This window comes from Mesorhizobium sp. M0678 (genome assembly GCF_040320505.1).
Classification (GTDB): domain Bacteria; phylum Pseudomonadota; class Alphaproteobacteria; order Rhizobiales; family Rhizobiaceae; genus Mesorhizobium.
Window position 1 is genome coordinate 153,071 of sequence record NZ_JAMYPT010000005.1, and the last position, 12,675, is coordinate 165,745.

The window sequence follows — 12,675 nt, forward strand, 5'->3', positions numbered from 1 at the left end:
ACCGCCACGGCAATGTCCCTAAAACCGGTCCAAATGCAATTGGTTGCATCGCAACACTTGGCCGAAAGTTTTGTTTCCGCACCACGACAAGATGCCGTCTTTCGACAACTTCCAGGCGGGCACTATGAGCATCGTTTCGGCTTCTGATCGGCGGAAGATTCAGGCTTTTTCGTGATGCAGCGACCAGCTTACGCGATATTTGGCCGGCGTCACGATCATGTTTGGCAACAGACGTTAATCGTTGCCGGCAATGCGGTCGATGCGGATCACGAACAGCATGGCCGGCCGGACCGGATCCAGGCGCAGTTCCGGCGCTTGCGCCCCGAGCAACAGCGCGTCGAGCGGCCCAAGTTGCATGGGCGCCGCGCCGGCCACGCTGAGTTCGCCGTCGACGCACAGGATGAGTGTTTCATCGGCTTCGGCCTGGATCTCCGTCGGAGCCGAAATCAGCAGGCGCTCGACCGTGTGGATCGCCCGGGCGCGGCGGGTCATGACGTTGAGGTCGGTGATCGGACCGGCGATCAGCGTGGCTTGCGTCGGCACGTCGGCCGGAAAGGCAAGCGGTGCGGAAGCCTTGGTGATTTCGACCGGTAGCCGGCCGGCGATGTCGAGGATCATGCCCTCGCCTTCCAGCAACGCCAAGGTCCGGTCGACGCCGGCAAATCCGGAAAATGGGCCGCCGCCCTCGACCAGCGCCATCGAGACGCGCCAGTCGAAATCGTCGAGCCCGGCACCTGGCGGCGAGACGGCAATCTCCGTCGTCACCCCGCCGCCGTTCTTCCACGGCATCGACCGGTATTCGGCTGCCCGAAGGATGCGCAAGGCGCGGCTCAGCCCAAAATGCCGGGCAGGTTGAGCTGGTTCTCCCGGGCGCACTCGATCGCGATGTCATAGCCGGCATCGGCGTGGCGCATGACGCCGGTCGCCGGATCGTTCCACAGAACCCGCTCCAGGCGCTTGGCCGCCTCGGGCGTGCCGTCGGCGACGATGACCATGCCGGCATGCTGCGAAAAGCCCATGCCGACGCCGCCGCCATGGTGCAGCGACACCCAGGTGGCGCCGGACGCCGTGTTGAGCAAGGCATTGAGCAACGGCCAGTCGGAGACGGCATCGGAGCCGTCCTTCATCGCCTCCGTCTCGCGGTTCGGCGAGGCGACCGAGCCGGAATCGAGGTGATCGCGGCCGATGACCACCGGCGCCTTCAGTTCGCCCCTGGCGACCATCTCGTTGAAGGCGAGGCCGAGCCGGTGGCGATCGCCAAGCCCAACCCAGCAGATGCGCGCCGGCAGGCCCTGGAAGGCGATGCGCTCACGCGCCATGTCGAGCCAGTTGTGCAGATGGGTGTTGCCGGGGGTCAGCTCGCGCACCTTGGCGTCGGTCTTGTAGATATCCTCGGGATCGCCGGAAAGCGCTGCCCAGCGGAACGGCCCGATGCCGCGGCAAAACAGCGGACGGATATAAGCCGGCACGAAACCCGGGAAGGCAAAAGCATTCTCGAACCCCTCCTCCTTCGCCACCTGGCGGATGTTGTTGCCGTAGTCGAGCGTCGGCACGCCGGCATTCCAGAACGCCACCATCGCCTCGACATGCTCGCGCATCGACGCGCGGGCAGCTCTTTCAACGGCCTTCGGGTCGCTGGTGCGCTTCTCGCGCCACTCGGCCAGCGACCAGCCCTTGGGCAGATAGCCATTGAGCGGGTCATGCGCCGAGGTCTGGTCGGTGACGATGTCAGGGCGCACGCCGCGCCGCACCAGTTCCGGCAAGATGTCGGCGGCGTTGCCGACCAGGCCAACCGATTTCGCCTCACCGGCTTTGGTCCAGCGCTCGATCTTTTCCAGAGCCTCGTCGAGCGTGTCGGCGCGCTCATCGACATAGCGGGTGCGCAGCCGGAAATCGATGCGGTCGGGATCGCATTCGACGGCCAGGCAGCAGGCGCCGGCCATGACCGCGGCGAGCGGCTGGGCACCGCCCATGCCGCCGAGACCGCCGGTCAGGATCCACTTCCCCCTGAGATTGCCGCCATAGTGCTGGCGGCCGGCCTCGACGAAGGTCTCGTAGGTGCCCTGCACGATGCCTTGCGTGCCGATGTAGATCCACGAGCCGGCCGTCATCTGGCCGTACATCATCAGGCCCTTTCTATCGAGCTCGTTGAATTTCTCCCATGTCGCCCAGTGCGGCACCAGGTTGGAATTGGCGATCAGCACGCGCGGGGCGTCAGGATGAGTGCGGAACACGCCGACCGGCTTGCCCGATTGCACCAACAGCGTCTCGTCGTCGCCAAGCGTCTTCAGCGAGGCAACGATGCGGTCGAAATCGTTCCAGGTGCGCGCCGCCCGGCCGATGCCGCCATAGACGACCAACTCGTTGGGGTTTTCGGCGACGTCTGGGTCGAGATTGTTCATCAGCATGCGCAACGGCGCTTCCGTCAGCCAGGTGCGGGCGTTGAGCTCGCTGCCGCGCGGGCTGCGCACTTCACGGATGTTGTGGCGAGGATCGGTCATGATTGTCCCTTTCGAGTGAGGTGCACCGCGCGTCAGCGTTCGGCCCAGGCGATCGCGGTTTCCAGGATCTTCTTCAGCGTGACGCGGATCGGCGCCGCGAATTCGGCCTCGTAAGGCACCGGCCAGTTAGCCGGTTCGCCCTTGCCTTCGGGCTCGCGCATATAGCCGCGGTTGGAGAGTTCCATCTGCAGCGCGTGGACGCCGGCTAGCGGCTGGCCGAAATGGCGCGTGATCCAGCCGCCCTTGAAGCGGCCGTTGACGACGTAGCTCTCGCCGGTTTCGGCGAGGATCCGGCCAACCGTCGCTTGCAGCGTCGGATCGGCGCTCTTGCCGTCATTGGTGCCGAGATTGAAGACCGGCAATTTGCCTTCGAAAAGGCGCGGCAGCACCGAGCGGATCGAATGGCAGTCATAGACGACGACCTTCCCATGCAAAGCGCGCAGCCTGTCGATCTCGGCCTGCAGAGCGGCATGATAGGGTACGAAGAACTTCTCGCGGCGTTCGTCGATCTCCGACGGTCCCGGCTCTTCACCCTTGCGGTAGAGCTGATCGCCGTCAAAGGTCTCTGTCGGGCAGAGCCCAGTCGTCGTCTGGCCGGGATAGAGCGAAACGCCGGACGGATCGCGGTTGACGTCGATAACGGTGCGCGAAATCGCCGTATGCACGACCGTCGCGCCGAGGCTCTCGGCGAAGTCATAAAGCTTGTCGATCCACCAGTCGGCGTCACGGCGGCCGAGCCAGGGCGAGACCAGCCGGCTGTCGAGGCCGGCGAGATCGATGCCGGTATGCGGGATCGAAACCAGCAGGGGTGCTGTGCCTTGGGTGACGGTGAGCCAGGAGGGTGAGGTCATAGAAGATTTTCCCGCGTTGGAGCTCTACGGCGCCCCCCTCTGTCCTGCCGGACATCTCCCCCTCTAGTGGGGAGATTGGCCGTCACACTGGCTTCCGCCAGTCTCCAACGTTGCAGGATTGAGCGAGGCGCCGCAGCTGCCAATCTCCCCACTAGAGGGGGAGATGCCCGGCAGGGCAGAGGGGGGCGCGAAGGAACTCGACCTAGCGTACCGACGTCGGGTTTGCCGATAAGGCGCGGCAGCGCAGGGAATTCGCATTTTTCTTCCCGCTGCGACGCATTTTGTTCTTGCTTTGTGCCGGCAGCTATGCTACTAATTTCGGTATGGTGCTGATTCGGCCCGACGACCCGCCTTTGAGGCGGGTTTTTTGTTTCTGGATTTGAAAGTTTCGGTGTTGCCGGGGTGAGGTCGGCGGGACAGCGCCCCCCTCTGTCCTGCCGGACAGTCCGGCAGGACAGAGGGGGGCGCGACAGAACGCGACCTGTCACGGCACACCGCCTCATGACGCAACGCCCGGCAGTTTCACCGCACCCGCGGCCTTCACCGCCGCGCCGCTGCGTATCATGGCGATGGCCTTCTCCATGTCGGGGTGGAAGTGCCGGTCGTTGTCGAGATGCGGCACCTCTGCCCTGACCAGCCGGCGCACCGCCTCCAGTGCCGCGCTCGAGGCCAGCGGTGCGTGGAAATCGCAGCCTTGCGCCGCGGCCAGCAATTCGATGCCGATGACGGCCGTCGCATTCTCGACCATGCCGATGAGGCGGCGCGCGCCATGCGCCGCCATCGAGACGTGGTCTTCCTGGTTGGCCGAGGTCGGGATCGAATCGACGCTGGCCGGATAGGCCTTTTGCTTGTTTTCAGAAACCAGTGCTGCCGCCGTGACCTGAGGGATCATGAAACCGGAATTCAGACCCGGCTTGGGCGTGAGAAAGGCCGGCATGCCCGACAGCGCCGGATCGACCAGCATGGCGATGCGCCGCTCCGACAGCGAGCCGATCTCGCAGACGGCGAGTGCGATCATGTCGGCGGCGAAGGCGACCGGCTCGGCATGGAAATTGCCGCCCGAAAGTGCGGAGTCGTCCTCGGCAAAGATCAGCGGATTGTCGGTGACGCCGTTGGCCTCGGTGCCGAGCGTCTCGGCGGCCTTGCGGAGCACGTCGAGTGCAGCGCCCATCACCTGCGGCTGGCAGCGCAGGCAATACGGATCCTGCACGCGCTCGTCGCCGACGCGGTGCGATTCACGGATGGCGCTGCCGGCCATCAAATTGCGCAACGCCTCGGCCGTCTCGATCTGGCCGCGATGTTTCCTGAGCAGATGGATGCGTGGATCGAACGGAGCGTCGGAGCCCTTGGCGGCATCGGTCGACAGCGCGCCGGCGACCAGTGCCGACTGGTAGAGCACTTCCGCCTCGAACAAAGCGGCAAGCGCATAGGCGGTCGAAAACTGGGTACCGTTGAGCAGCGCCAGGCCTTCCTTGGCGCCCAGTGTCACCGGCTCCAGGCCATGCGAAACGAAGGCGACCTTGGCGGGAAAGCGGCCATGCGGGGTAAAGCACTGGCCGACGCCGATCATCACGGCGGTCATGTGCGACAGCGGCGCAAGGTCGCCGGAAGCGCCGACCGAGCCTTGCGCCGGCACCACGGGGATAACGTCGTTGGCCAGCATCGCCTCGATCAGTTCGATCGTCCGCGGCCGCACGCCGGAGGCGCCCTGTGCCAGGCTGGCCAGCTTCAGCGCCATCATCAGCCGGCAGATTGCGACGGGCATCGGCTCGCCGACGCCGGCGGCATGAGACAGCACGATGTTTCGCTGCAACGTTTCCAGATCGGCGGCGGGGATGCGGACGCTGGCCAGCTTGCCGAAGCCGGTATTGATGCCATAGACCGGCTCGCCCTTGGCAACGATCCTGGCGACGGCCTCGGCGCTGGCCTTGATCTTCGGCCGGCAGGCATCGTCGAGCCTCAGTGCGGCGCCGCGATAGATGGCGCGCCAATCGGCCAGCGTGGCATTGCCCGGCCTTAGCTTGAGTTCGGTCATTGTCCCCTCCAGATGCGGGCATGCAGCGGGTTGAAGCCCATGCGGTAGACGAGTTCGGCCGGGCGCTCGACGTTCCAGATCGCCAGATCGGCCGATTTTCCGGCCTCCAGCGTGCCGGTCTGTCCAAGCAGCCCGAGCGCGCGGGCAGCCTCGCGGGTAACGCCGGCAATGCATTCATCGACGGTCAGGCCAAACAATGTCGCGGCCATGTTCATGGTCAGCAGCAGCGAGGTCAGCGGCGACGTGCCGGGATTGTTATCGGTGGCAACGGCCATCCTGACGCCATGCTGGCGAAACAAGGCGATCGGCGGCTTCTTGGTCTCGCGAATGAAGTAGTAGGCGCCGGGCAGGATGGTCGCCAAGGTTCCGGCCTTCGCCATCGCCGCCGCACCGGCCTCGTCGGTGTATTCGAGGTGGTCGGCCGATAGCGCACCATAGCGCGCCGCAAGTTCGGCGCCGTGCAGATTGGACAGCTGGTCCGCATGGAGCTTGACCGGCAGGCCCGCCGCCTTCGCGGCATCGAACACGCGGGCGATCTGCTCCGGCCAAAAGGCAATGCCTTCGCAAAAACCGTCGACGGCATCGGCCAGGCCCTCGGCAGCGACGGCCGGCAAAATCTGCTTTGCAACAAGATCGATAAAGGCGTCCTTGTCACCTTTTGCTTCGGGCGGCAGCGCATGAGCGCCGAGGAAAGTGGTCCTGACCGTCACCGGCCGCTCACCGCCCAGCCGTCGTGCGGCGCGCAGCGACTTCTTCTCGTTTTCGAGGTCGAGACCGTAGCCGGATTTAATCTCGACGGTGGTTACGCCTTCGGCAAGCAGCGCATCGAGGCGCGGCAGCGACTGGCCGACCAGTTCGTCCTCGCTCGCCGCGCGCAATGCCTTGACCGAGGAGACGATGCCGCCGCCGGCCTTGGCAACCTCCTCATAGCTGGCGCCGGCCAGCCGCATCTCGAATTCATTGGCACGGTTGCCGGCGTGGACCAGATGAGTGTGGCAGTCGATCAGGCCGGGCGTGATCCAGCGGCCTTCGCAGTCGATCGCCTCGGCGCCTTTGCTAAGTGCTGCCGGCATGTCGGCTTCCGGCCCAGCATAGACGATCCGGCCGTTGCGCACGGCGATTGCACCGTGCTCGACAACGCCTGACCCGGGGCTGCTTTCGGCCATGGTCGCGAGGCGCGCATTGCGCCAGAGGCGAACCTCCCCTGCCCGGCTTTTGCTCTCTGCAGCCATCATCTTTTCCGTTTCAATAGGTGACGATTATGTATATACATATGAAAAGGCACTGCAAGCGCTATCATCGCACGGCAGACCGGGATTTGGAGAAAAACGTGACAGCAATCTTTGCGGAACAGGCGCTTCTGCCCGACGGCTGGCACAGCAATGTGCGGATCGTCATCTCCGACGGCAGGATCGCCACGGTCAAGGCGAATACCTCGCTCCTGCCTGGAGACGAGCGCCGTGCCATCCTGCTATCAGGGATGCCGAACCTGCACAGCCATGCCTTCCAGCGCGGCATGGCCGGCCTTGCCGAATTGCGCGGCCCTTCCGCCGACAGTTTCTGGAGCTGGCGCGAGGTGATGTACCGATTTGCGCTGTCGATGACGCCGGACCAGGTCGAGGCGGTTGCAGCCCAGCTCTATGTCGAGATGCTGGAGGCCGGGTTCTCGCGCGTCGGCGAGTTTCACTATCTCCACCACGACCGCGACGGCCGGCCCTATGCCAATATCGCCGAGATGGCGCAGCGCATCGTTGCCGCAGCGTCCGAGACAGGCATCGGGCTGACTTTGCTGCCGGTGTTCTACGCGCATTCCTCTTTCGGCGGCGCTGCGCCAAATGAAGGCCAGCGCCGGTTCATCAACGATGTGAACCAGTTCTCGCGGCTTGTTGAGAAATGCCGCGAATCCATTCGCGCGCTGAATCAAGGCGTCGTCGGCGTCGCCCCGCACAGCCTGCGCGCCGTGACACCGGAGGAACTGGAAAACATCATGATGATCGCACCAGAGGGGCCGATCCACATCCACATCGCCGAGCAGATGAAGGAGGTCGAGGACTGCCTTGCCTGGTCCGGCGCGCGGCCGGTCGAATGGCTGCTTGCCAACGCCAAGGTCGACCAGCGCTGGTGCCTCATCCACGCCACCCACATGACCGACAGCGAGACGACCGATTTGGCGAAAAGCGGCGCCGTTGCCGGTCTCTGCCCGATCACCGAGGCCAATCTCGGCGACGGCACCTTTGCCGCGTCCTTGTTCATGCAGCATGGCGGCCGCTTCGGCATCGGCTCGGATTCAAACGTACTGATCGGCCTGCCGGACGAGTTGCGGCAGCTCGAATATTCGCAGCGCCTCGCCCGCCGCGCCCGCAACGTGCTGGCGGTGGCCGGCGGCTCGACCGGACGTGCGCTATTCGATGCAGCGCTCGATGGTGGCAGTGCCGCGCTGGGCGCCGGCCCCTCGCAGATCGCAGCAGGTGCCTCGGCCGATTTCGTTTCGCTCGACGGCAAGCATCCATCGCTGGCCGGCAAGACGGGCGATGCAATCCTTGACGCCTGGATTTTTGCCAACGGCACCAAGGTCGATTGCGTCTGGATGCATGGCAAGAAACTGGTCAGCGGCGGCATGCATGCCAAGCGCGATGCCATCGCCGAGCGGTTCCGCAAGGTGATGACAGCGCTTTCGGCATGAGCATGATCGGGACAATAAGCGCGGATTCTGGAAGCGCGGACGGCGGCGAGGTTCTTTCGCTGCACCAGCGCATCCTGTCGGACATCAGCGAACGGATCCTGTCGGGTGCCTGGGCGCCCGGCCACCGCATTCCGTTCGAGCATGAACTGACGGCCGAATACAATTGTTCGCGCATGACAGTGAACAAGGCGCTGTCGCAACTGGCCAAGGCCGGGCTGATCGAGCGCCGGCGTCGCTCCGGCAGTTTTGTCCGCCAGCCGCAGTCGCAGGCAGCCGTTCTCGAAATCCACGACATCCGGATCGAGGTCGAGGCACTTGGCCTGCCCTACCGCTACGAGCGCATGGCGCGAAACAGAAGGCGCAGCAGCGCCGACGACCGCGCCCTGCTGGAACTCGACGTCGCCGGGCCGGTGCTGGTGCTGGAATGCCGGCATTTCGCCGGCAAGCGGCCGTTCGCCCACGAGCAGCGGCTGATCAACCTGGCCGCCGTGCCCGAGGCTGCCGAAGAGGCGTTTTTCGACACGGCGCCCGGTCCGTGGCTGATCGGGCGCGTGCCGTGGAGTGCCGCCGAGCATCGGATTCGCGCCGTTGCCGCCGAAAAGCACATCGCGGCGGCGCTCGACATCGCGACCGGTGCGCCGTGCCTGGTGATCGAGCGGCGGACATGGAGCGCCGAGCACCCCGTCACCCATGTCCGCTTCACCTATGCGGCAGAGAACCACACGCTGGTGGCGCGGTTCACGCCGTCAAGGGGGTAACCCTCCCCCTCGAGGGGAGGGTCGCGGAGCAAATTGCCGCATGGCGGCATTTTGTGACGCGGGGTGGGGTCGGTGCAACCTCGCCGACCCCACCCCGTCTCGCAGTCTCCGCTTCGCTCCGACTACTCGCCGACCCTCCCCTCGAGGGGAGGGTAAAGACCCTCAAATCGCCGCGGTAACAATAATCTCGACCAGATATTCCGGTCCGGCAAGCTTGGCTTCGCCGGTGGCGCGGGCCGGCGTGTTGCCTTGCGGTACCCATTTGTCCCACTCCGCGTTCATCTCGGCAAAGGTGCTCATGTCGGCCAGCCAGATGATCGCCTGCAGGATCTTGGTTTTGTCGGTGCCGGCCTTGGCCAGCAATTCGTCGATCGCCGCCAGAATGTCCCTGGTCTGGGCACCGACGTTTCCGCCCGGCTTGCCGACCTGACCGGCCAGATAGACGGTGTTGCCGTGGATGACGATCTGGCTCATGCGCGGGCCTACATCGATACGACGAATGCTCATTGGATATTCCTTCTCCTCTTGTCGGTGCGCCTGTTTAGGGGCCGGGTTCGCCGGGGGCAAGGCCGCTCGAGCGGAACTTCTTGAGCCAAGCCAAAGCACACAACAAGACGGCCCGGCCGCAATTCCGCCCGATTGGCTTGTTGACTAATGTAATAACATCACATATCGAATCTGCCCCTGCAGCGCCGATTATCGCCCCAATGGATCGTCACATGAGCCAAACCTGCCTGACCTTCCGCGACCTGACGCTGGGCTACAATAGCCATCCTGCGGTCCACCACCTCAATGGTACGATCCGCAAGGGGTCGCTGACGGCGGTCGTCGGCGCCAACGGCTCCGGCAAGTCGACGCTGATGAAGGGCATTGTCGGCGTCTTGAAGCCGATGGCCGGCGCGGTGATCCGGGCGCCCGGCGTACGCGCCGCCTATCTGCCGCAGCAATCGGAACTCGACCGCTCCTTTCCGGCCCGGGTCGTCGACCTGGTTTCGCTTGGCCTGTGGCCGCGGCGCGGCATGCTCGGCCGTTATACGAGGGAAGATCGCGACTCGGTCAGCAAGGCGCTGATGGCCGTCGGCCTCGGCGGCTTCGAGAAGCGGCCGATCGACACACTGTCGGGCGGCCAGCTGCAGCGCACGCTGTTTGCCCGCGTGCTGTTGCAGGATGCCGAGCTCATCCTGCTCGACGAGCCGTTCAACGCCGTCGATGCCAAGACGGTCGGCGACCTGATCGCGCTGATCAAGCGCTGGCATGGCGAGGAACGCACGATCATGGTTGTGGTCCACGATCTCGATCTGGTGCGGCAGAATTTCCCCGAAACACTGCTCCTGGCGCGCCAGCCGATCGCCTGGGGCGAGACCAGGGAGACGCTGCAGCCGGAGAATCTGTTGCGCGCGCGCCGCTTCCACGAAGCCTGGGAAGACAACGCGCCGTGGTGTGAGCCCGGCGAGCATGATCACGAGCACGGTGGCCACGAGCACAGCCATGACCACGACCATCATCACGGCTCCGGGCCGAGGGTGGCATGATGGACGTGCTTTACGGTCTTTTCGTCGCTCCTTTCGCCGACTACGCCTTCATGCAGCGGGCGCTTGCCGGTTCGATGATGCTGTCGCTCGGCGCCTGCCCTGTCGGCGTGTTCCTGATGCTGCGGCGCATGAGCCTGTCCGGCGATGCCATGGCGCATGCCATCCTGCCGGGTGCTGCCGCCGGCTTCCTGTTCTATGGCCTGGAGATCCTGCCGATGACCATCGGCGGACTGATCGCCGGCATCATCGTGGCGCTCGGCGCCGGCGCCGTCTCGCGCTTCACCATTCAGCGCGAGGACGCCTCTATGGCGGCCTTCTATCTGATTTCGCTGGCCATCGGCGTGCTCATGGTGTCGATCCGCGGCTCCAGCGTCGATCTCATGCATGTGCTGTTCGGCACCGTATTGGCGCTCAACAACGAGGCGCTGACGCTGATCGGCGGCATCGTCGTGGTGACGCTGGTCAGCCTCGCCATCTTCTGGCGGGCGCTGGTCGCCGAATGCCTCGACCCTTTGTTCCTGCGCTCGGTCAGCCGGATGGGCAGCCCGGTGCATTTCATCTTTCTCGGCCTCGTCGTGCTCAACCTCGTCGGCGGCTTCCAGGCGCTCGGCACCTTGCTGTCGGTCGGGCTGATGATGCTGCCGGCAGCGGCGGCCCGCTTCTGGACCTCGCGCGTCGAGCCGATGTGCGTGCTGGCCACAGTAATCGGCTTTGTCTCCTGCATTGCCGGGCTGCTGTTGTCCTACCATGCGTCATTGCCATCCGGCCCGGCCATCATCCTGTCCGCCGGCGTCGTCTATTTCGCCTCGATCCTGTTCGGCACGCGCGGTATCCTGCGCGCCCGCATCGTCCATCACCGCCACAGAACTGCCTGATCCCAACAAGGAGAAACTGTCCATGCTGAAATCGATCCGCGCCGCCTTGGCCGTGAGCGTTATAACATTAACCGCCTTTGGCGCATCTTCGGCCTTTGCTGAGCCGTTGAAGGTGGTCGCCAGCTTCACGATCATCGCCGATTTCGCCAAGAATGTCGGCGGCGACCGCATCGATCTGACCACCATCGTCGGGCCGGACGGCGACGCCCACGTCTACGAGCCGAGCCCCGCCGATGCTGTGACGATGGCCAAGGCCGACATCGTGCTGGTCAACGGCCTGCATTTCGAAGGTTTTCTGCAGCGCCTGGTCGACGCCAGCGCCACCAAGGCTTCGATTGCCGTGCTGACCAAGGGGGTCACGCCGATCAATTTCAAACCCGAATTCGCCGAGGCCGATGCCGCCGAAGGCGCGGAAACCGATGGCGGCAAGACGGCCACCGATCCGCATGCCTTCCAGTCGATCGCCAATGCCAAGATCTATGTGAAGAACATCGCCGACGCCTTTTGCACGGCCGACGCTGCGGGTTGCGACAGCTACAAGGCCAATGCAGCCGCCTATACGCAAAAGCTCGAGGCGGTTGAGGGCGAAGTGCAGGCGGCGATCCAGTCGATCCCGCAGGAGAAGCGCGTCGTCATCACCTCGCATGACGCCTTCGGCTATTTCGAGCAGGCCTACGGCTTGACGTTCCTGGCCCCGGAAGGCGTGTCGACCGAGTCGGAGCCCTCCGCTGCCGACGTCGCCAAGCTGGTCAGCCAGGTGAAACAGGACAAGGCGGCGGCGATCTTCGTCGAGAACATCACCAACCCGCGGCTGATCGAGCAGATCGCCAGCGAGACCGGCATCAAGGTGGGCGGCACGCTCTATTCCGATGCGTTGTCGCAGCCCGACGGCCCGGCCGCGACCTACATCGATCTGATGCACAACAACATCGCCCAGATCAAAGGCGCGATCCTCGGCAGCTGAGCTGTCTAGTCACTCCATCCGGTCGGGCTGAAATTGCCCGGCCGGATTTCTGTCTAATGGCGGTTGCCGACCGGGTCAGGGAGTGGCAAGACTGCCGCTAGCCAGATTGTGAGGACCCCAGCCATGGAATACCGTCAGATCAGCGAGGACTATTCGGTCTCCGGCCAGATCCAGCCCGAGGATGTCGCGACCATTAAGGCCGCCGGCTTCAAAAGCGTGATCTGCAACCGGCCGGACGATGAGCAGCCCGGCCAGCCATCGGCCGACACCGTCAAGGCGGCGGTCGAGGGCGCCGGGCTCGCCTTCCGCTACATCCCTGTCATCAGCGGCCAGATCACGGCCGAGAATGTCGAGGACCAGGCCGAGGCACTGGATGAGCTTGATGGCCCGGTCTTCGCCTATTGCCGTTCCGGCGCCCGCTGCACCAATCTCTACGGGCTGATCAAGCAGTCGAAGGGGTGAGAGGCGTTCCGATG

At 64.7% G+C, this 12,675-nt stretch carries 12 protein-coding genes; 6 read left to right on the plus strand and 6 right to left on the minus strand.

The genetic code is table 11. The features are described from left to right. Positions 1-234: 234 nt before the first annotated feature. The 5 genes from NKI29_RS11860 to hutI all read right to left on the minus strand — a co-directional run bounded on the left by NKI29_RS11860 (position 235) and on the right by hutI (position 6,619). Complete coding sequence (locus NKI29_RS11860; RefSeq protein WP_352682115.1) at positions 235-822, minus strand: HutD/Ves family protein; 588 nt, start codon at positions 820-822, stop codon at positions 235-237. Positions 823-830: 8 nt separating this feature from the next. Next, positions 831-2,501, minus strand: coding sequence for a urocanate hydratase (gene hutU, locus NKI29_RS11865; RefSeq protein ID WP_352457143.1), 1,671 nt, complete (start codon positions 2,499-2,501; stop codon positions 831-833). Positions 2,502-2,533: 32 nt separating this feature from the next. Beyond that, complete coding sequence (gene hutG / locus NKI29_RS11870; RefSeq protein ID WP_023674420.1) at positions 2,534-3,352, minus strand: N-formylglutamate deformylase; 819 nt, start codon at positions 3,350-3,352, stop codon at positions 2,534-2,536. 499 nt (positions 3,353-3,851) lie between these two features. Further along, positions 3,852-5,387 carry a histidine ammonia-lyase gene (gene hutH, locus NKI29_RS11875; RefSeq protein WP_352796306.1) on the minus strand — a complete coding sequence of 512 codons (1,536 nt, stop codon included), beginning with the start codon at positions 5,385-5,387 and terminating at the stop codon, positions 3,852-3,854. After that, positions 5,384-6,619: an imidazolonepropionase gene (gene hutI / locus NKI29_RS11880; protein WP_023674418.1), complete on the minus strand. Its 1,236-nt coding sequence runs from the start codon at positions 6,617-6,619 to the stop codon at positions 5,384-5,386. The genes hutH and hutI overlap by 4 nt, the downstream gene beginning before the upstream one ends. Positions 6,620-6,717: 98 nt before the next feature. Between hutI and NKI29_RS11885 the strand changes: the two genes are divergently transcribed. Further along, the gene (locus NKI29_RS11885) at positions 6,718-8,070 is read left to right on the plus strand and encodes a formimidoylglutamate deiminase (RefSeq protein ID WP_352699050.1); all 1,353 of its coding nucleotides are present in this window, start codon (positions 6,718-6,720) and stop codon (positions 8,068-8,070) included. Next, positions 8,067-8,828, plus strand: a complete 762-nt coding sequence (hutC, locus tag NKI29_RS11890; protein ID WP_352699052.1) for a histidine utilization transcriptional repressor HutC — start codon at positions 8,067-8,069, stop codon at positions 8,826-8,828. The genes NKI29_RS11885 and hutC overlap by 4 nt, the downstream gene beginning before the upstream one ends. A gap of 162 nt (positions 8,829-8,990) precedes the next feature. Here hutC and NKI29_RS11895 read toward each other — a convergent pair whose 3' ends face one another. Continuing rightward, on the minus strand, positions 8,991-9,335 hold the full coding sequence (locus NKI29_RS11895; protein WP_023674415.1) for a RidA family protein: 345 nt from the start codon (positions 9,333-9,335) through the stop codon (positions 8,991-8,993). Between the two features lie 212 nt (positions 9,336-9,547). Between NKI29_RS11895 and aztA the strand changes: the two genes are divergently transcribed. The 4 genes from aztA (at position 9,548) to NKI29_RS11915 (ending at position 12,661) form a co-directional block, all read left to right on the plus strand. Then, positions 9,548-10,360: a zinc ABC transporter ATP-binding protein AztA gene (gene aztA, locus NKI29_RS11900; protein WP_352699054.1), complete on the plus strand. Its 813-nt coding sequence runs from the start codon at positions 9,548-9,550 to the stop codon at positions 10,358-10,360. Beyond that, the gene (aztB, locus tag NKI29_RS11905) at positions 10,360-11,235 is read left to right on the plus strand and encodes a zinc ABC transporter permease AztB (protein WP_352699205.1); all 876 of its coding nucleotides are present in this window, start codon (positions 10,360-10,362) and stop codon (positions 11,233-11,235) included. The genes aztA and aztB overlap by 1 nt, the downstream gene beginning before the upstream one ends. Positions 11,236-11,257: 22 nt before the next feature. After that, complete coding sequence (gene aztC, locus NKI29_RS11910; RefSeq protein ID WP_352699056.1) at positions 11,258-12,199, plus strand: zinc ABC transporter substrate-binding protein AztC; 942 nt, start codon at positions 11,258-11,260, stop codon at positions 12,197-12,199. Between the two features lie 123 nt (positions 12,200-12,322). Next, positions 12,323-12,661 (plus strand): protein tyrosine phosphatase family protein, encoded by a 339-nt coding sequence (locus NKI29_RS11915; protein ID WP_352699058.1) that lies wholly within the window; start codon positions 12,323-12,325, stop codon positions 12,659-12,661. Positions 12,662-12,675: the final 14 nt, after the last annotated feature.

Bases quoted from the DNA above. Each gene is read 5' to 3' on its own strand.
- hutU (WP_352457143.1), bottom strand. From the start codon at position 2,501: ATGACCGATCCTCGCCACAACATCCGTGAAGTGCGCAGCCCGCGCGGC.
- hutG (WP_023674420.1), bottom strand. From the start codon at position 3,352: ATGACCTCACCCTCCTGGCTCACCGTCACCCAAGGCACAGCACCCCTG.
- hutH (WP_352796306.1), bottom strand. From the start codon at position 5,387: ATGACCGAACTCAAGCTAAGGCCGGGCAATGCCACGCTGGCCGATTGG.
- hutI (WP_023674418.1), bottom strand. From the start codon at position 6,619: ATGGCTGCAGAGAGCAAAAGCCGGGCAGGGGAGGTTCGCCTCTGGCGC.
- hutC (WP_352699052.1), top strand. From the start codon at position 8,067: ATGAGCATGATCGGGACAATAAGCGCGGATTCTGGAAGCGCGGACGGC.
- NKI29_RS11895 (WP_023674415.1), bottom strand. From the start codon at position 9,335: ATGAGCATTCGTCGTATCGATGTAGGCCCGCGCATGAGCCAGATCGTC.
- aztA (WP_352699054.1), top strand. From the start codon at position 9,548: ATGAGCCAAACCTGCCTGACCTTCCGCGACCTGACGCTGGGCTACAAT.
- aztB (WP_352699205.1), top strand. From the start codon at position 10,360: ATGGACGTGCTTTACGGTCTTTTCGTCGCTCCTTTCGCCGACTACGCC.
- aztC (WP_352699056.1), top strand. From the start codon at position 11,258: ATGCTGAAATCGATCCGCGCCGCCTTGGCCGTGAGCGTTATAACATTA.
- NKI29_RS11915 (WP_352699058.1), top strand. From the start codon at position 12,323: ATGGAATACCGTCAGATCAGCGAGGACTATTCGGTCTCCGGCCAGATC.